The 17569-nt window shown below is 47.9% G+C and carries 18 protein-coding genes; 3 read left to right on the forward strand and 15 right to left on the reverse strand.

From position 1 onward, the window contains the following. Window positions 1-65 precede the first annotated feature (65 nt). The gene (locus DES40_RS05505; RefSeq protein ID WP_121099520.1) at window positions 66-1025 is read left to right on the forward strand and encodes a DMT family transporter; all 960 of its coding nucleotides are present in this window, start codon (window positions 66-68) and stop codon (window positions 1023-1025) included. On the opposite strand, the gene thiD is transcribed toward DES40_RS05505, so the two are convergent. The 10 genes from thiD to tolQ all read right to left on the reverse strand — a co-directional run bounded on the left by thiD (window position 1022) and on the right by tolQ (window position 11324). Continuing rightward, window positions 1022-1888, reverse strand: coding sequence for a bifunctional hydroxymethylpyrimidine kinase/phosphomethylpyrimidine kinase (gene thiD / locus DES40_RS05510; RefSeq protein WP_121099521.1), 867 nt, complete (start codon window positions 1886-1888; stop codon window positions 1022-1024). The two genes, DES40_RS05505 and thiD, sit on opposite strands and share 4 nt — an antisense overlap. 89 nt (window positions 1889-1977) lie before the next feature. Next, a complete protein-coding gene (folP, locus tag DES40_RS05515; protein WP_121099522.1) occupies window positions 1978-2802 on the reverse strand; it encodes a dihydropteroate synthase in 825 nt (274 codons plus the stop codon). Between the two features lie 92 nt (window positions 2803-2894). Next, the gene (gene ftsH, locus DES40_RS05520) at window positions 2895-4826 is read right to left on the reverse strand and encodes an ATP-dependent zinc metalloprotease FtsH (protein WP_121100464.1); all 1932 of its coding nucleotides are present in this window, start codon (window positions 4824-4826) and stop codon (window positions 2895-2897) included. A 117-nt stretch (window positions 4827-4943) separates the two neighbouring features. Beyond that, window positions 4944-6218 (reverse strand): tRNA lysidine(34) synthetase TilS, encoded by a 1275-nt coding sequence (tilS, locus tag DES40_RS05525; RefSeq protein ID WP_121099523.1) that lies wholly within the window; start codon window positions 6216-6218, stop codon window positions 4944-4946. Beyond that, on the reverse strand, window positions 6212-7126 hold the full coding sequence (ybgF, locus tag DES40_RS05530; RefSeq protein WP_170144894.1) for a tol-pal system protein YbgF: 915 nt from the start codon (window positions 7124-7126) through the stop codon (window positions 6212-6214). Before ybgF ends, tilS begins: the two co-directional genes overlap by 7 nt. An 86-nt stretch (window positions 7127-7212) precedes the next feature. Beyond that, window positions 7213-7779 carry a peptidoglycan-associated lipoprotein Pal gene (gene pal / locus DES40_RS05535; protein WP_121099525.1) on the reverse strand — a complete coding sequence of 189 codons (567 nt, stop codon included), beginning with the start codon at window positions 7777-7779 and terminating at the stop codon, window positions 7213-7215. A gap of 145 nt (window positions 7780-7924) precedes the next feature. Continuing rightward, the gene (tolB, locus tag DES40_RS05540; protein WP_121099526.1) at window positions 7925-9256 is read right to left on the reverse strand and encodes a Tol-Pal system beta propeller repeat protein TolB; all 1332 of its coding nucleotides are present in this window, start codon (window positions 9254-9256) and stop codon (window positions 7925-7927) included. A 29-nt stretch (window positions 9257-9285) separates the two neighbouring features. Further along, window positions 9286-10113, reverse strand: a complete 828-nt coding sequence (locus DES40_RS05545; protein ID WP_147405861.1) for a hypothetical protein — start codon at window positions 10111-10113, stop codon at window positions 9286-9288. Window positions 10114-10128: 15 nt separating this feature from the next. Beyond that, entirely contained in the window at window positions 10129-10581 is a 453-nt protein-coding gene (locus DES40_RS05550; RefSeq protein ID WP_121099528.1) for an ExbD/TolR family protein, read from the reverse strand. A 2-nt stretch (window positions 10582-10583) separates the two neighbouring features. Next, window positions 10584-11324 (reverse strand): protein TolQ, encoded by a 741-nt coding sequence (gene tolQ / locus DES40_RS05555; RefSeq protein WP_233345443.1) that lies wholly within the window; start codon window positions 11322-11324, stop codon window positions 10584-10586. 333 nt (window positions 11325-11657) lie between these two features. Between tolQ and DES40_RS05560 the strand changes: the two genes are divergently transcribed. Next, window positions 11658-12041 (forward strand): hypothetical protein, encoded by a 384-nt coding sequence (locus tag DES40_RS05560; RefSeq protein ID WP_121099529.1) that lies wholly within the window; start codon window positions 11658-11660, stop codon window positions 12039-12041. A 5-nt stretch (window positions 12042-12046) separates the two neighbouring features. Here DES40_RS05560 and DES40_RS05565 read toward each other — a convergent pair whose 3' ends face one another. The 5 genes from DES40_RS05565 to DES40_RS05585 are packed head-to-tail and all read right to left on the reverse strand — an operon-like array spanning window position 12047 to window position 16284. Next, window positions 12047-12385 (reverse strand): hypothetical protein, encoded by a 339-nt coding sequence (locus tag DES40_RS05565; protein WP_121099530.1) that lies wholly within the window; start codon window positions 12383-12385, stop codon window positions 12047-12049. A gap of 2 nt (window positions 12386-12387) precedes the next feature. Next, window positions 12388-12612 (reverse strand): hypothetical protein, encoded by a 225-nt coding sequence (locus tag DES40_RS05570; protein ID WP_121099531.1) that lies wholly within the window; start codon window positions 12610-12612, stop codon window positions 12388-12390. Further along, the gene (gene prfA / locus DES40_RS05575; protein WP_121099532.1) at window positions 12609-13673 is read right to left on the reverse strand and encodes a peptide chain release factor 1; all 1065 of its coding nucleotides are present in this window, start codon (window positions 13671-13673) and stop codon (window positions 12609-12611) included. The genes DES40_RS05570 and prfA overlap by 4 nt, the downstream gene beginning before the upstream one ends. 17 nt (window positions 13674-13690) lie before the next feature. Next, window positions 13691-15670: a TonB-dependent receptor gene (locus DES40_RS05580; RefSeq protein ID WP_170144895.1), complete on the reverse strand. Its 1980-nt coding sequence runs from the start codon at window positions 15668-15670 to the stop codon at window positions 13691-13693. Between the two features lie 29 nt (window positions 15671-15699). Next, the gene (locus DES40_RS05585; RefSeq protein WP_121099534.1) at window positions 15700-16284 is read right to left on the reverse strand and encodes a TetR/AcrR family transcriptional regulator; all 585 of its coding nucleotides are present in this window, start codon (window positions 16282-16284) and stop codon (window positions 15700-15702) included. A 113-nt stretch (window positions 16285-16397) separates the two neighbouring features. On the opposite strand from DES40_RS05585, the gene DES40_RS05590 reads away from it, so the two are divergent. Then, on the forward strand, window positions 16398-17567 hold the full coding sequence (locus DES40_RS05590) for an alkane 1-monooxygenase (RefSeq protein WP_121099535.1): 1170 nt from the start codon (window positions 16398-16400) through the stop codon (window positions 17565-17567). Window positions 17568-17569: the final 2 nt, after the last annotated feature.

A 17569-nucleotide genomic window follows, 5' to 3' on the forward strand; every position in this document is an offset into this window, starting at 1 on the left:
AGCTATATTGGCAGCGTGCATTAAAACCAATTGACGACTGACCTCGTCACTGCGAGGCACGCTTTATGAACCGCTCAATCGAATCGACGACTACTGAGTCCATCAGTCTCCAAAAGCTCGCTGTTTTTGCGATTATCCTCATTCTCATCTGGGGCTCTGCCTTCACGATGGTCAGTGTTGCAGTGCGGTATATTGCGCCCATTTGGATGGTCGCTTTTCGCCTGACCTTTGGCGCCATATTTCTAACGGCTTACATGCTCATCAGAGGCCATCGTTTTCCGCCCTTGAAGGATAAAAGATGGATTTGGTATTCTGCTCTGGGCCTGACCAGCTCCGTCATCCCCTTCTTTTTACTCGGTACGGGTATGGAAACCGTAGATAGTGGCCTGACAGCCATTCTAGTCGGCTGTATGCCGTTAATGACCATTATCATGGCGCATTTTGTGACCGAGGAAAAACTCAATTTTCTTAAATTGATTGGCTTTATCATCGGCCTGTTCGGGACTGTTATTTTGTTCTTGCCCGATGATTTCTCATTCAGGCTTATCCAAGATTGGCAGGCTCAACTTTTAATTATCCTCGCCGCCTTCTTTTACGCTCTCACGACGGTTGCTGCAAAAATTGCACCGAAAACCTCCTCTACGGTTGCCGCTGCAATGATGATGATAACTGGCGCGGCCTTTGGACTAGCCGCCGCCTTGTTCACAGGTCTTGAGGGCGCCATACCCCCTGATGGGAATGGTCTTGTTACTTTTCTTATGATTTCGGGTCTGGGTTTGGGGTCCAGTGGTATCGCCGTCATCATGTATCTTTATTTTATCGACGTTGCAGGCACCTCGAGCATGGCGAGCGTCAACTATTTCGTGCCTATTGCATCTGTAGGCTTTGGCGTTTGGCTTTTACACGAGCCTCTATCTTGGCGGATATTTGCTTCATTCGCCGTGATATTATTGGGCGTTTTGATTGCTCGATTGGGCAAAGACAAACCCCCAATGGGCACACCAAACCCCAATTTGGGTCGCTAGTTTTTTAAACCTTTAAGCGCAGCAAAAGGATTTGATGGATCGGGCGTCTCTTCTGCCTCAGCTTCGCCCATTGCTAACCCATGGTTAAGCGGACCATTGCCACCGCCTAGCTTGGGGGCTGTGCGAATAGCTTCAAAGACAAATTCTCGCGCGCTCATCACAGCCTCTTCCAACGTGGCCCCTAACGAGATTGCCGCAGCAATGGCACTGGCCAAAGTACAGCCTGTGCCATGAGTATGGCGACTATGGATACGAGGACCAGACATTATGTTGGTGCCTTCTTCGCTGACCAAAACATCGACGACAGACTTACCTTTTAAATGCCCGCCCTTCATCAAAGCCGCATAAACATTGCGTGACAACAAAGCATCCCCCGCCTTGGTTAAATCATCAATATCAGTAATCGAAATCCCGGTAAGCCATTCAGCTTCGGGGACATTAGGCGTCACTAAATCAGCGAGCGGCAATAGTGTGTCACGCATGGCCTCCATCGCATCATCTTGCAGGAGTTTATCACCTGAGGTAGCCACAGAGACTGGGTCCAAAATGATAAAAGCGTCAAGCGGCTCAATCTCTTCAGCCACCACATCGATAATCGCCTTTGTACCGAGCATCCCAATCTTGACAACATCTGCGCCTATATCAGAGAGGCAGGCTTTAATCTGTGCTCGGACAAGTTCTGGCTTCAAATACTCTACCTGTGTCACGCCCAATGTATTTTGAACGGTAATCGCGGTAATCGCCGTTTGTGAATAAGCCCCAAATGCCGCGCAGGCTTTAATATCGGCTTGAATACCCGCACCGCCAGACGAGTCAGATCCCGCAATGATGAGGACACGGCCTTGGTCGTTTTGGTCGGACATTTCTACTTCCCTATCATTTCATGAGGCGGGGTCTAGATGCGCAAGACCGCCAATTTAGTCAAGTCAAGCCTATGGTTTTACATAGCTCATCACGCGTCATACGCGCTCATGGCATGCCAAACCTTCACGGCCTGTACCGTTTCACTGACGTCATGGACCCGCAAGATTTCAGCCCCAGCCTGCGCAGACCAGAGGGCTGCGGCGAGACTCCCGCCGAGGCGATCTTCTGCACGGCTGCCATCGATGCGGCCGATAAAACTTTTCCGTGACGCCCCCATAAGTATGGGGCAACCAAGGCTCTTAAAATCTGAGAGATGTTTAAATAAGGCCAGATTATCCTCTAGGCGTTTACCAAACCCTATCCCTGGATCGATAGTGATATTTTTGAGCTCTACCCCAGCAAAATCCAGCGCGTCGATACGTTTCGCAAGATAGTCTTTTACCTCAGCCACAGGATTCCCGTAATGCGGATTATGTTGCATAGTTTCAGGCGAGCCTTGCATATGCATGATAATGACAGGGCAAGCGAGGTCTGCGGCAATTTGTTCTGACGAGGCGTCAAAGCTCAGCGCGGTGACATCATTCCAAATATCAGCTCCCGCCAAAATGGCAGCCTCGGCAACTTGGGGCTTGCGGGTATCGATAGAGATTATGGGATCAATTTCATAATCCCGCGTCGCCTCTCGAAGCGCTGCAATAACAGGCACAGTGCGGCGCACTTCTTCCTCGATGGAGATTTCCTCTGCGCCGGGGCGCGTACTCTCGCCGCCAATATCAATAATATCAGCGCCGTCTTCGATAAGGCGAATAGCGCGTTTCACGCCTAGCTCTAAGGAGTCAAAACGCCCACCATCAGAAAAACTATCAGGCGTGACGTTTAAAATACCCATGATTTGCGGATGCTTAAAAGTCATGGTTCAGCGTTTAATCTCTTAAAACGGAATAGCAAGCCATTGGCCAGCCCTCTACAGGCCCAATAAAAAACCCGCCAAAGCGGGTTTTTAAATTAGGCTTTCGCTGCGCCGCCAAGACCCTTGGGCTTTTTCGTCGTCGGCACGGCCGATACAGCCGGCTTGGTCTTACCGCCATCAGGGCGCTTTGGTTTAATTCCGTCAGAAAGTAGAACCTCAATCTCATCACCTGAGAGCGTTTCATATTCTAGAAGCGCTTCAGCTAAGGCCACCCAATCTTTCTTTTTCTTCTTCAGAATTTTGACCGCAGTCTCATGCGCTTCGGTGACAAAGCGTTTGATTTCGGCTTCGATAATTTTAGCCGTTTCAGGCGAAATAGAAGACCCTCTACCAATACCCGGCATAAAGCTCTGTTGATCAGTTTCTTTATAGGCAATTGGGCCAACTTCGTCAGACAAACCCCATTCTGTCACCATCGCCGTAGCGATCCGCGTTACCTGTTCGATATCAGAACTCGCGCCAGATGTGACCTTGTCATAGCCAAAATGAAGTTCTTCAGCCGCACGTCCACCCATAGCCATCGCCATACGTGCAATCATTTCTTCGCGGCTTTGCGAAATTTGATCGCGTTCTGGCATGTATTGTACCATACCAAGGGCGCGCCCACGCGGTATAATCGTCGCCTTATGAATGGGTAAGCTCCCTTTCATATTTAGGCCAACAATCGCATGACCCGCTTCGTGATAGGCCGTCATTTCTTTTTCTTCATCCGTCATTGCCAGAGTACGACGTTCCGCCCCCATCATGACTTTGTCACGTGCATCTTCGAACTCACGCATTGTAATTTTTAGCTTGTTACGGCGCGCCGCAAGTAAAGCAGCCTCATTACAAAGGTTCGCTAAATCCGCACCAGAGAAACCGGGCGTTCCGCGAGCAATATATTTCACGTCAAGGTCCGCCGTGATGGGCTTACCCTTCATGTGAACTTCTAGAATTTTTTCGCGCCCTTGAATGTCTGGGTAAGGCACTTCGATTTGACGGTCAAAACGTCCCGGACGAAGCAAAGCTTTATCCAATACATCTGGGCGGTTCGTTGCCGCGATAATGATGATACCTTCTTGTCCATCAAAACCATCCATTTCAACCAATAGCTGGTTCAATGTTTGCTCGCGTTCCTCATGACCACCAGAAGTTCCGACGCCGCGATGACGTCCAACGGCGTCAATTTCGTCGATAAAGATAATACAAGGTGCATGTTTACGGGCATCCGCAAACATTTCCCGCACGCGAGAGGCCCCTACACCGACAAACATTTCCACAAAGTCAGAGCCAGAAATCGTAAAGAAAGGCACACCTGCTTCGCCGGCAACAGCCCGCGCCAACAGTGTCTTACCTGTCCCAGGAGGGCCCACCAGAAGCGCGCCCGTCGGAATACGTGCTCCAAGGCGTGTAAAGCGAGAGGGGTCTTGGAGGAACTCCACCACTTCTTTCAAATCTTCTTTCGCGCTTTCAACTCCAGCTACATCTTCGAATGTGACGCGCTTTGTATTTTCCGTCAGCAGCTTGGCTTTGGATTTACCAAAACTCATCGCGCCGCCGCGTCCCCCGCCCTGCATAGAACGGAAGAATAACACAAAAAGACCCGCGATAAGCAAGAGTGGCAAAATACTGATAAGCAAATTACCGATAAAGCTTTGTTCTTGTTTCTTGGCATATTCATAAGGCACATTTGAAGTGGCCAAAAGATCACCAGCCTTGTCATCAAAAAACGGAATATTGGCAACATATTCAGTACCGTCCGACTTTGTACCCGTGACGAGTTGTTTTTGCTGATCAATTTTAGCGGTGGCAATATTGCCTTGATTAACCTGTTGTGAGAACTGGCTAAAGGTCAGCTTATTCGACTCAGCGGCCTTTTGAAAATTCCCTTGTGACATAGCAATCATCACAAGGAACATAGCCACAATAACACCCCAAACGGCAAGGTTTCGGATATTCAGATTGGGCGGTGGATTATCGTTTTTCATCTCAAGGCCTTCAGTAAAGTCTTCTCTTGATAACACATAAGCGTAAACGCTCCAAAAAAAAGACCAATAAGGGTTAAATTCTCACAGAATATGCGGGTATTGCTATTTAAATGCAGGTTAAAACCCTGCCAGAAATTGAGAGAGCCTTTTTGGGGCCAAAGCAGTAACTGAAACGTCGTCAAATTGTCCCGCGCCAAAACCAATCGCCTCATTTCGCCACAATAATGGCAATGTCGGGCGAACTAAGCTGTTTATTTCCGAAATATCTTGTGACTTCAACCCTTTGGACACAGCCTCAACTTTACCAAAAATGGGTTCAACATGAATTCCAGGCCTATGGGCTTGTATTAAAAACCGACCATCCCAAACATAGGGTTCACCTGACTGGAGTTCCGTTGCCTGTAAAGCTGAGACAGAGCCGCGCCGCCCTTTTGCTGCCACTTTATCGCGTGTGACAAGAAATGTATCTGCCTGTTTTACTATCCATGCCCCAGCCAATGTCGCGGCCGTGAAATCAGGTTTTTGCATAGCAGAAATAAGGGTATCTACCGCCCCTATATCAATCGGGCCACCTGTTCCGCTCGCCATTCTTAGTAGGGGTCCCAAGAGGGCAAGCGGCGGTAGCGAAGCCAGTTCAAAATAGCCTTGTGGATCTATACGGGCATGTTCTGCCATCCATAGCTTGAAGCCATTTCTTTCGGCGTCTAATCGGGCGCCCTGCTCTTTTTGCAGGCGTAAAAGCTCTGTCTTCACCCGTGGGTCACGCCTCAGCTCTTGCCGCGTTTTCACACGTGTAAAGGCTAAGTTCTGATTAGAGGGGTCTTCAATCCATGTTAAATTATGCGCTCGGTTATATGCGCGTAAGGCTCTGCGAGATTGCCCAATCAAAGGCCGTACTAAAGTGACATCCGCTAAAGCTGGCCAAATTGGGCCATATGCGCGGGGTTTCATTCCCGCTAGACCGCGCCAGCCTGTATCCCGCGCTTGCCTCATAAAAATCGTCTCAGCTTGGTCATCTTCGGTATGTGCTGTCAGCAAAAAGGATAACCCTCTCTGCCGGGCCATTTCCCCCATTGCGGCATAACGATAGGCCCGAGCTTTCGCTTGGACACCTGTTTTTGGGGTGTCATGAATCCAAGTCTGAACCACTGCATCATAGCCTAGTTCACGAGCGAAAGCGGCCGATTTTTGGCTTTCCGCGTAACTCTCTGACCTTAAATTATGGTCTATAATAAAGGCGTGGTTTACCCGTGGATGGTTTCGTAATGCGTAAAGTAAGGCTGTACTATCGCCTCCTCCTGAAAAAGCGATCGCGCAATTTCCTTCTTTGGCACCCCCAAAACCTAAATCAGATATTGTTTTTTCAAGCGCCTCAATATCGGCTTTTAACATCCTGTGCGGGCGGCCTCTACGCGGGCTTTTTCTTTCACCGTTTCATCTGCATTTGGATATTGCCGCGGGAAGCTAGACAAGGTTTGACAGGCTTCAGCTTTATTGCCTAACTGCCTTAATGTTGCTGCAAGGCGCACCATAGCATCAGGCGCTTTCACCCCTTTGGGATCTTGCCGCATGGAACTGATATAGGCATCTGCCGCATCCGCAAATCCGCCGCGTACATAATAGCTTTCGCCTAGCCAGTAGCGCATTTCACCCGCGTCTTCAGCTTCGGGGTTGAATTCTAAATATTGGCTAAGGGCTGTTTGAGCGCCGACAAAGTCCCCCTCATAAAGCTTTTGAATACCAATTTCGCCAAGTTTCGAGGCTTCGTTTTTAACAGATGCAGGGGGAAGCGTCATCGGTTCTGTACCGCCCATTTGCTGACCATCAATGATAAGAGGCTGTTGCGTCACGACGGGCGGCCCAGGGATAGCGCTGGGCTGTGTTGTGTCCAGATTGTCAAATCCATCACTCCCGCCATAGGTTATTGGCGCCGCACGCTCTTGTTGCTCTCTGGCCACAAGATCCACTGCATCGAGGTGAATTTTCATACGAGTAGAGAGCTCTTGAAAAGACCGAATATCTCCAGTCAAGGCTTCGACCTCGGATTGAAGGTTGTCGCGTTCATAGCGCAGGCGTTCAATTTCTCCGGTAAGATTACGCTGTGCCGCCTCTAGCCCGTCCATGCGCGCGAGCAGGCGCGCCGCGGCGGGATCACCCGTTAGCAAGCGCGATTCCAGCACTTTTATTCGTTCTGCCAATTGTGCATTTTGCGCAGCAAGTTCTTTTTTAGATTGCGCCTGTGCTGGGCTTGCCAAGGCCAAAAGTAGAATTGCGAATACAGGCGTAAAAAATTTATACATAAACATTTTCATAAACTGAGGTGAGAGACAGCTTTCCGTCTCTCACTTAAAACATCATAAATTTAAGGTGTTATGAAAGGCTGCAATTAAGAAATGCCACCCACCGTGATATTCGTAAAGCCGTTACGGTTGCGTGCCCAGCCCGCTTCATTTGAACGTCCATCAATGGGGCGTTCTTTACCATAAGATACGGTTGTCAAACGCCCAGAAGCAACGCCCTGGCCCACAAGGAATGCCTTAACCGCTTCGGCACGACGAGCACCTAACGCTAAGTTATATTCACGAGTACCCCGTTCATCGGCATGGCCTTCGATTATGGCATTAGCATTTGTATAAGTCATAAGCCAGTTCGCTTGAGCTAAGAGAGAGTTTCTTGCCTCTTGAGAGAGCGTAAACTGATCATAACCAAAATAAACGCGCGGTTCTCCGCCAGATTGATAGGCAAAGTCTTCGACAGAACCCGGCACAGGTCTATCATCAGCCACATAAGGAATAGGATCTAATAAGGGCTGTTGCGTGATTTCAACGGGTTCAGGCTCTTGTTGAACTTGCGGCGCTACCGGCGTTTGAATGGGTTCGGGTTCAGGCGCTGTTGCACATGCTGCGAGTGATAAAGCCAAGCTGCCCGCTAGGATAATTTTCATTTTATTCATATTGTCCTCTGTCTCACCAAGTTTAGTGTCAGTCTTTCCAACAGGTTAAGACCGCGAATAAGGCAAAATCAAGGTCGAAACCCTTAAATTGCCTCAATATAATCTTGAAGCCTTAAGCTTTAAAATAATTAAGGCCCATAAAGACTTAGGGTAATAGCGGTGACCAAGCCGGATCAGAGGCTTTGCCGGGTGTATTTATGCGGCGTAAATTTTGGCCTGTCAGGTCAACCGACCATACCTCAGACGTTGCTTTTTCACCTCTCGTATGGCGCGAGAAAGCGATAACGCGGCCATTGGGAGACCATGTAGGCCCCTCATCTAAATAACTTTCCGTAAGGATACGTTCATTCTTTCCATCGGGGTCCATAACTCCAATAGAGAATCGCCCATTTAAACTGCGAACAAAGGCGATTTTATCCCCACGTGGCGACCAGACAGGCGCGCTATATCGGCCTTTGCCAAAACTAATCCGCTTTTGATTGCGACCATCCGCATCCATAACATAAAGCTGAGGCGGCCCACCTCTGTCAGAATTGAATACAATTTTATCTCCATCAGGAGAGAAACTGCCTGACACATCAATTCCGGGATGCTGAGTTAGGCGCGTAGTTGAACGACTATTCAAATCCATCAAGTAAATATCGGTATTACCCTTGCGTGCCATAGACAGGACTAATTTGTCACCTTTGGGAGAAAAGGTGGGCGCAAAAGTCATACCGGGGAAATTCCCTAACAGCTCCCGACGGCCCGTCTCAATATCCAGAAGGTAAACTTGCGGACGTATATTTTCATAGGACATGAATGTGATTTTCTGGCTGCTCGGAGAAAAGCGCGGTGTCAAAACTATATCAGATCCGCCGAGCAAGAATTGTGGATTTGCACCATCTTGGTCCATAATACCCAGACGTTTTTGCCGATTCAGTTTCGTCCCTTTTTCATCAATGAATACAATACGGCTATCAAAATACCCTTCTTCGCCGGTCAGAGCTTTGTAAATCGCGTCCGAGGCCTTATGCGCTGTACGGCGCCAGTTTTCAGGTGTCGAGGCCAATCTAATGCCTGCCAATTGCTTGGCCGCAAACACGTCCCACAAGCGAAACTCAACCCGAATACGGCTAGGGCTTTCCTCGATGATACGCCCAGAAACAAGCGCTTGCGCCTTGATAACACGCCAATCCGCATAGGTTGGCTCATAGTCAATATTTGTCTGCGTTTCGATAAAGCTTTGCGGATCCAGAGACTTAAAAAGTCCAGACCGCTCCAAATCGGCCCGAATGATTTCCGCGACATTCGCGCCTAATTCTTGTCCAGTTTGTGACGAGGATAGAAAGTTAGGCACAGCGATTGGGGTCGGCTCAATATTACCTTTTGTAATATCAATTTCAATTTGCGCTTGGGCTGTAACGGGTAAGATACAGGCCACAAAAAGCCATACGCAAAACATTTGTAATTTCGACAAGAGGTGATTTGATTTCATAAAAACAGGCTATCAGTTTCAAACAAGAGTTACAATTGCGGGGCGAAGTTCAAAGTCAGTTTCCGCCAATCTGAATATTTATCTTCTGGCAAGAAATCATAAGGCGCGCAGGACGGGTGAGATACGGCGCTTACAGCGCGTTGCTCGGCCACATCCCAGAACGGATTACCGGGATCATTACGGCGCGCCGCCGCGCTATTGACGACGCGGGCGCTCTCGACAAAGCCGCCCGGTAAGAGCTTCACTTCTACCGTCACAATCAGTTTTTCAGGATTTTTCGCGTCTGCTGGCATTCTCCAACAAGCATACATGGCTGATTTCAGGGCGTCTAATTCTGTTAATGTCATCTTCGTCCCCTCACCCGAACCTGACCGAGCACTTTCAGCAAATCTATAAAGGTTCTCTTCCGACTGTAGGGTTTCTTGCTGGTTTTTTTCCGGTGCGGTTGACCGTGATTTCGTGACCAGACCAGAGAGCTTGTCTAAATCAAACACAGGTTCATCTACGGTTTCTTTTTGAGGCTCCGTTATTTCAGTGTCCTCACGCGGCGTGTCAGTGGGGTCAGGAACTATCGTTTCCGCAACTTTTTTGGTGGGTTCATCTATGCGTTCGGAGAAATCATCCGCTTCTTCAGGAGCGTTTTGCATAGGTGATTGTAATGTCATCGCTTCATCAGGCTCTGCTTCGGGCAAAACCTCTTTTGGTTTACGGATTGCGGCGCTGATATTCGTGTCTTTCGCGATTGAAATCAGTTCAATAGGAATTATTCGACTATCCTCATAGGGTTTGACTTTACCAGAAAAGGCAATCAGCCCAGCCCCCAAGACCGCGCTATGCAAAATAAGAGATATCGGCAAGCCGAACTTCATGGATTATTGCGACACCGGATCCGTCACGAGGCCAATATTTGAAAACCCCGAGGCATTAACGCGGGCCATAACTTTCATCACGGCGCCGTAATCTGAATTTTCATCGGCGCGTAAATAAATGCGTTCTTCATATCCATTTGCCGCAATGGCAGAGAGGCGTGGGGCCAACTCTTCGAGTGTCACCTCAGTGTCCTGAATGAACACGCCGCCCTCTTTATCGACAGAAATAGTTATGGATTCATTGTCGCTCGGTAAACTTTTTGCGTCCGTTTTCGGTAATTCCAATGGTACGCCGACACTAAGAAGCGGAGCCGCCACCATAAAAACAATCAATAAGACGAGCATAACGTCCACCAATGGCGTCACATTAATATCGGCATTCAGCCCACCACGGCGATTGCGCCGACGGCCTCCGCCTCGGCTCCCGCGCCCTCCGCCTGATACAGAAGCGCCCATCTTTATTTACCCTTACTGATTTTACGAGAAAGGATAGCGGATAGCTCGTCTGCATAGCCTTCGATACGTCCACCATAGCTATCTAGATCTGAGCTAAACTTATTATAAAAAACAAGAGCGGGGATCGCAGCCACCAAGCCCAAAGCCGTAGCGAACAGAGCTTCGGCAATCCCGGGGGCCACAACAGAAAGATTTGTGTTTTGGCTTACGGCAATGGCGCGAAAAGAGTTCATAATCCCCCAAACTGTACCAAACAGCCCGACAAAGACCGAAGCTGAAGCCACGGTGGCTAAGACCGACATGCCTTTTTCCGCCTTTGCCATTTCGCGATTGATGACGAGATTCATCACGGAATCAATTCTCTGACGCGTACTTTGTAATGCGCCCTCAGACCGCGGGGTCGTTAGGCTCTCATTATATTCGCGCATAGCCGCAGAAAAAATACGTGCCATAGGGTCCCGCGTATCACTGCCCAGTGAGGCCGACAGATCATCCAAAGTACGGCCTGACCAGAATGTATCTTCAAAGTCGGTCGCTTTGCGGCGCAGGACATAAAACATAAACAGCTTGTTTATGGCCACAGTCCAAGACCAGATAGACGCCAGCGCCAAGACAATCATTACCCCTTTAACGACCCATCCTGCCCGCATAAAAAGTGACCAAAATGAGAAGTCACCACTAGAAACAGGGTCTAGTGTTGTCACTTGTAGTGCGAGTTGCATTAACATGGGGTCTGCCGACATAGTTTTTGACCTCTAAAATTACATTCCGGTGTTTTCGCCGTCAAAATCGACTTTGAAAAGAACCCGTACCATTCCTAATCATGTGCAGACTAGTCATGGTCAGAGCAAGTCACCAATTAACAGGTTGTAACATCTGCTTTCTATACATGTTCGCAACCCTTAATTTTGGCAAGGAAAGAAAGAGTTAACCATAAACGCTAAAGCGGTAAATAATGTCTTTATAAAGGCACTCACGCTGAAAATTCAGCACAGGCTCTGCATTTACATAAATTCCGTCATAGTTTTGACCTGATTAAAGGTCTATAAGACCTCAAACAATTGATCGGAGACACAATGCGCCGCTTGACTTTCCTAACGCTTTCAACTGCTTTATTCATCAGTGCCTGTACGACAACGCCAATTGTAGACGCACCGCAAATCGTTTTGCCGCCAGAAACGGTCAATACATGTCTGCCCGTGTCTGCACTAACCAAAGTCATCATCCCTGCAGAGACTCAAACTCGCTATGCCACGACTTTGATTGATAACCCACCCTATGAGCCCATTGAAACCACGGTAAAACAAGTCCGTGTGGTTAAACCCGCTCAAATTATTTACGTTGACTCTAACAACCAAGAAGTCATCGACATATGTGAGCCTGACGTAGAAATTGGCGATACAGGGCCTGGCGTCGGCGAAATTCTATCCGATGATAATATGGGTGGTGACGCAGGATAATTGGTTTATTCAGCCGCGCCTTGTTTAGCCGCGTTTTTGAGTAAATCAGCAGACACATCTCCGGCCCATAAAACTTCACTGGGCCGGCAGAGTTCTGCCCAAGCCATGCGCAATCTCATGAATTTTTCATTGGGTATTATTTCATCTGCAGCTTCAAAAGTCTTTTTGTCGGGCCACTGCGCATAGGCATAAAAGGCCCCGTCCTCCCCTTTGTGAAGACGAGACCCCAAAGCCCCGCCGCTCTCTTTGAAAAACTCAGTTATACCAGACCAGCACGCAATAAACTGCGCCTCATTGGCTGGCGTGGGGGTATAAAGTGTGAAGCGGTAAGAGAGGCAATACATTATTATCGTTCTTTCACATTCAAGCAGGCCGCCTTTTCTTCAACCCATATTTTGCCGTCACCAACGCAATCCAAAGAGCAGATATTTCTATCATAATCCCAAGCAGCACCATTATCCAAACAAGTATCAATTTGCACAAAACGTCGATTCATAAACAACGCCGCTGCAAACATGATCATCAGCAAAACGGCATAAAGCAGGAGTTTTTGCTTTCTTTCCGTTGTCATCCCGCTTCCATTTGAGCCAACCGCGCGGCTTGGTCTTCGGCCATCAACATATCGACAACGTCACTCAGCGCATCACCAGCGACAATTTTATCGAGGTTATAGAGCGTCAAACCTATACGGTGGTCGGTCACGCGTCCTTGCGGATAATTATAGGTACGAATACGTTCTGACCGGTCCCCAGAGCCGACTTGACCAGCCCGTTCTTCGGCTCGTTCAGCATCTATGCGTTGCTTTTCCATGTCGTAAAGCTTCATCTTTAAGAGGCGTTCCGCATTGGCGCGGTTCATATGTTGTGATTTAGCGTCACAAACAACGACGACCCCAGTTGGAATATGTGTCATGCGCACAGCCGAGTCGGTTTTATTGACGTGCTGTCCCCCTGCACCAGAGGCCCGCATTGTATCAACCCGCACATCTCCCATTGAAAATCCAATATCTACGTCTTCAGGTTCTGGCAGAACCGCCACAGTCGCCGCAGAGGTATGCACGCGGCCTTGTGTTTCTGTCACAGGCACGCGCTGCACGCGGTGAACACCAGATTCAAATTTCATTTTACCATAAGCCCCTGCGCCAGAAACTGAGGCGATAATTTCTTTATATCCGCCCATATCAGCATCGGCTTGGCTCTCAATTTCGACTTTCCAGCCTTGTAGCGAGGCATAGCGCGCATACATGGAAAATAAATCGCCTGCAAAAATCGCAGCTTCGTCTCCGCCCGTTCCGGCGCGAATTTCTAAAACGATAGAGGCATTGTCATCTTTATCTTTGGGAAGCAGCAATAAAGACACTTCCTTTTCCAATGCAGGAAGACTGTCTTTCAGGCTTTGCATTTCTTCCTTGGCCATTGCGGCCATTTCAGGGTCTTTCATCATGCCTTCGAGGTCTTCCATTTCAGACCGAACATCACGTAATTTTCGGACTCCATCGGCGATGGGTTTCAATTCGGCATAATCTTTACCGAGCTGTACGATTTCATCACTATCTGTCGTGGCATTCATTCGGGCGGCGATTTGATCGAACCGGTCGAGAACTTGAGCCAATTTTATATCAGGAATATGCATGAGGGCGAGTTAGTCCGTTAAAAGGAAGAGGTCAAACCCAAGAATAAAGTTCTGGGCCGTCCGGGGAAATAGCGTTCATTACCAAAGGCAAAGTCTGCTCTGTCAGCGTAGTCTGTGTCAAAGAGGTTATCAATACGTCCAAACAGACCAAAATGTGAATTCAAATCATACCGTCCGCGCAGCACAAAGATGTCATGCCCCCTATACTCGGCCGTATTACCAGGATTTGTGAAATAGGCGCCAACATGGCGCCATTCGAGCCCTATAGCGCTGTTAGTGTTTGGCGTCGCCATTGCCCGAAGGGTGGCGAGTGTATCTGGCGCAGTGTCCACTCGATTGCCTTTTACAATTGTATTTGCAGCAGAACCTTCATCCAACGAAAAGTCATAACTATGTTTCGCTAGTGTCCCACTGCCTGACACAGTAAACCATGTAGAAAGCGGTATGTCGAAAGACGCTTCAATCCCTTCATGCCGGGTTTTGCCATCCACTACATTGAAACCATTGGCGTTTCTGAAGAAAAAATTGTCCTTCCACTGAGAAAAAATTGCTATGTCTGTTTTCACTCGTCCAAACTGGCCTTTAAAACCAATTTCAAGACTGTCCAATGTTTCAACATCAGCTTCCCCAGCCAGTTGATTAAGTTGTACAGAATAGAGATCAGTGGTCTGAGGGGCGCGAGACCCCCGCGCCGCTCTGAAATAGAGGGTGTTGCCATCTGATAAACTATGCAGCAGGCTTAATTTTGGCGTAATTGTCGTAAATTGATCTGTTCTATCAGCGACACGAATAAAGCGGCCCGATTGTCCATCCGTCGCATTATTGTCATAGTTATATTCGGTAAATTCAGCGCGAACCCCCAAATCCAGAATAGTGTGTTCTGTTATTTGAAAATTCTTCTGGGCATAGGCAGCGCCGACAAACGCACTGACGTCATAATCATAATGCAATCCTTGCACAAATGAGAATTGAGACGGATTGGATTGAAATTCATATAAAGTGCCCTCAGTATATTCTACGTCTGCCCCAATATTAAAATTTTTCCCAAAATAAGCAGATTGCAAACCGATGGAACTATGGGCATTTTCTTCTAATGCCTGCCCCGGAACAAAATGACAAAGGAAACGCAATTCTGCGCGTCGAGCATAGGGCGTTAGAGACAGCGTATTGTCGCCAATCGCCCGAGAAAACCGCGCTTGAGTTCGGTAGCTCTTACCATCCCGAAAAGCTTCTGGATTGGGGTTAGTAAAACGAACAACATCGTCCCTATACGCTTCCTCACCTTGTATAAACCCCGCCGTTTCTTGATTAAGATTATTGAAAGAAGAAAGCCAATCGACAGCCCAATCGCCCAGTTCATTTTGGTACCGCAATTGAAACTTTTGTTGATCGTAACCACTTTCTTCTCGAAATCCATCATCTGACACAACAGACGTCGAAAGCCGAAACTTACCAAGTCTCACACTCGACATAGCCGACAAATACCCATCCTCACCGGCCATCAAGCGCAAAACATTGGCCCCGAGCACATCTTTGGCTTCTATATTAATTAAACCGTGAACCGCATTTGAACCATATTGCGCCGGACCTGGCCCCTTAAAGACTTCAATGGCCTTGGCGAACTCGGTACCGCCCTCGAACAACCCATTTACATTAGCAAATCCTGCGGCGCGTAGGGGAACCCCGCCCTCAAGATATAAAAAGCTCCCGGCTCCTGCGCCGCCTGTCAACACCGGAGACCTTAGAGCTGTTAAGTGCTCTTGCCCGCTACCCCGATGAATATTGACCCCAGAGAGCCCGTTTAGCGCTTCTGCAGGGTGAACGACTGCCAAACTATCTAGCAGCTCAGCCTCCAAAACATCCACACTAGCAGGCACTCTAACAATTGTTTCTTCACGATCAAAAATGCCATAGACAACGAGCTCGTCACCCGCGGCAGTTTGCGCATAGACCGTTTGTGTGCCCATCAGGCCAAGCGCGAATAAAGCACTAGACATTAATGTCAGGCGCGTTCCTAGCTTACAATTTACTTGCATAGACTATGGCTCTTTTTACTGGTCAAGAGAGCCGTTAAGAGCCGCTCTGTGAAATCTTGGATGACGTCTTGGGGCCGATTATCAAAGGTCATTATCGCAATCATATTTGCCGCATTATAAATAATCAAAGCATCCGATTGTGTTTGTAACGCCTTAGGCAACTTGGCCTGGACCATGTTTATTATTCTGGTTTGCATCTCTAAATATTGCGGCCTTAAATCTGGATTGAACGAAACAGACCAAGATAAATAGGCTTTAATCGTGGCTGGGTGCGCCGATATCATATCCTCATAGGCTTTAGACAAAGCCATAAATTGATTTCTAGGGTTATCATCCGTTTCTTTGACAGACTCGAACATAGCGATAATTTGTGTTTCAATCTCTCTTAGGACATCGACAGTTAAAGCTTCTTTGGTCGGAAAATAATTGAAAACAGTTGCTGTGGATACACCGGCACGTTTGGCAATATCGCCATGTCCTGTTCTCTCTATGCCCATATCTGCAAATGTTTCGATGGAAACAAGGACGAGCTGCTCTCTTCTTTTTTCTGGGGAGTAACGGCGACGGCTCGGCATATTAAAAGACTCAATTTATAAATTAATGTCTTCAATGGCCTGACTTCAAACCTATCGCAAGTTGACAATTCACGAATAATTACTATTGATAATTTTATCAATAGGGGGAATAGATGGCCACTCTGGAAAGTTTAAGTTCTCAACCTGAGTTAAAAAAACACCTCTGGCTCATATCGCTTACCTTTCCAACCACACCACTAATAGGCATTGGCCTAGCCCTTTATACAGGCAATCCGCATTGGGTTTGGCTCCCTGTGTTTCAGTTTTATATTCTTGTCCCTGTCCTTGATTTTTTGATTGGTAATGACAAACACGATCTCTTGGGATTAGTCCAAGACGAGATGCATCAGTCGCGTTTTTATAAGTTCATGGTACATGCCATGCTCCCTATGATTTACCTAACTTGGATTGGCGGCGCTTGGTTTTTCACCAAGCAAGCTTGGCCTTGGGATATCTATCTGGCCCTTGGCATCAGTCATGGCTGGGGGCTCGCCTTTGCCATTAATGCCGGCCATGAAACAGGTCATAAAACGGATAAGTTTTCAAAATGGGTCGCCATTCTTATGCTCCTACCCAGCCTTTATGGTCATTTCAGAATTGAACACAATATGGGCCATCATGCAGATGTTGCGACGCCGCGTGATCATGCGACGGCGCGTTTTGGAGAGAGTTATTATAAATTCGCGACAAGAGAATATCCCGGCGCGTGGAAACGGTCGTGGAAAATTGAGAGCAAGCGCGCCGCCAGAAAAGGTTACTCCCGTTTTTCATTAAAGAACGAGGTCGTCGCCTCAACCCTATTGGGTATTTGCCTGTGGAGTATAATGACGGCCATATTTGGTGTGACTGTCTTGGCCTATATGCTGATGGCATGGTTCATTTCCGCAACGGCACTAACGTCCCAAAACTACATTGCGCATTACGGACTACTTAGGGACAGACGGCCAGACGGAAAATTTTTACCTTGTCAGCCCCATCATAGCTGGAATTGCAATCTCTTAATCACAAACCTTACGAGCTTTAACTTAGCGCGGCATTCAGATCACCATGCTAATCCATCGCGTCATTATCAATATTTGCGCCAATTCAGAGACGTCCCCACCCTGCCCTATGGCTATATGATAATGTTTCTAATCGGCTTTGTTCCTCCGCTTTTCCGCAAAGTCATGGATCCGCTCGTCCTAAGAAATGTAGACGGCGACATGAACAAAGTTCTTACCCATGAATTTGCGCAAAGCTGGTTAACAGAAGCGCCTCAAAACCAACCTGCCACTCAAAACTAACG

Origin of the sequence: Litorimonas taeanensis (genome assembly GCF_003634015.1) — a bacterium.
GTDB lineage: Bacteria > Pseudomonadota > Alphaproteobacteria > Caulobacterales > Maricaulaceae > Litorimonas > Litorimonas taeanensis.

What these genes read in the sequence shown, in the direction of transcription:
- DES40_RS05505 (WP_121099520.1), top strand. Translation starts at nt 66, where the DNA reads ATGAACCGCTCAATCGAATCGACGACTACTGAGTCCATCAGTCTCCAA.
- thiD (WP_121099521.1), bottom strand. Translation starts at nt 1,888, where the DNA reads ATGTCCGACCAAAACGACCAAGGCCGTGTCCTCATCATTGCGGGATCT.
- folP (WP_121099522.1), bottom strand. Translation starts at nt 2,802, where the DNA reads ATGACTTTTAAGCATCCGCAAATCATGGGTATTTTAAACGTCACGCCT.
- ftsH (WP_121100464.1), bottom strand. Translation starts at nt 4,826, where the DNA reads ATGAAAAACGATAATCCACCGCCCAATCTGAATATCCGAAACCTTGCC.
- tilS (WP_121099523.1), bottom strand. Translation starts at nt 6,218, where the DNA reads ATGTTAAAAGCCGATATTGAGGCGCTTGAAAAAACAATATCTGATTTA.
- ybgF (WP_170144894.1), bottom strand. Translation starts at nt 7,126, where the DNA reads ATGTATAAATTTTTTACGCCTGTATTCGCAATTCTACTTTTGGCCTTG.
- pal (WP_121099525.1), bottom strand. Translation starts at nt 7,779, where the DNA reads ATGAATAAAATGAAAATTATCCTAGCGGGCAGCTTGGCTTTATCACTC.
- tolB (WP_121099526.1), bottom strand. Translation starts at nt 9,256, where the DNA reads ATGAAATCAAATCACCTCTTGTCGAAATTACAAATGTTTTGCGTATGG.
- DES40_RS05550 (WP_121099528.1), bottom strand. Translation starts at nt 10,581, where the DNA reads ATGGGCGCTTCTGTATCAGGCGGAGGGCGCGGGAGCCGAGGCGGAGGC.
- tolQ (WP_233345443.1), bottom strand. Translation starts at nt 11,324, where the DNA reads ATGTCGGCAGACCCCATGTTAATGCAACTCGCACTACAAGTGACAACA.
- DES40_RS05560 (WP_121099529.1), top strand. Translation starts at nt 11,658, where the DNA reads ATGCGCCGCTTGACTTTCCTAACGCTTTCAACTGCTTTATTCATCAGT.
- DES40_RS05565 (WP_121099530.1), bottom strand. Translation starts at nt 12,385, where the DNA reads ATGTATTGCCTCTCTTACCGCTTCACACTTTATACCCCCACGCCAGCC.
- DES40_RS05570 (WP_121099531.1), bottom strand. Translation starts at nt 12,612, where the DNA reads ATGACAACGGAAAGAAAGCAAAAACTCCTGCTTTATGCCGTTTTGCTG.
- prfA (WP_121099532.1), bottom strand. Translation starts at nt 13,673, where the DNA reads ATGCATATTCCTGATATAAAATTGGCTCAAGTTCTCGACCGGTTCGAT.
- DES40_RS05580 (WP_170144895.1), bottom strand. Translation starts at nt 15,670, where the DNA reads ATGTCTAGTGCTTTATTCGCGCTTGGCCTGATGGGCACACAAACGGTC.
- DES40_RS05585 (WP_121099534.1), bottom strand. Translation starts at nt 16,284, where the DNA reads ATGCCGAGCCGTCGCCGTTACTCCCCAGAAAAAAGAAGAGAGCAGCTC.
- DES40_RS05590 (WP_121099535.1), top strand. Translation starts at nt 16,398, where the DNA reads ATGGCCACTCTGGAAAGTTTAAGTTCTCAACCTGAGTTAAAAAAACAC.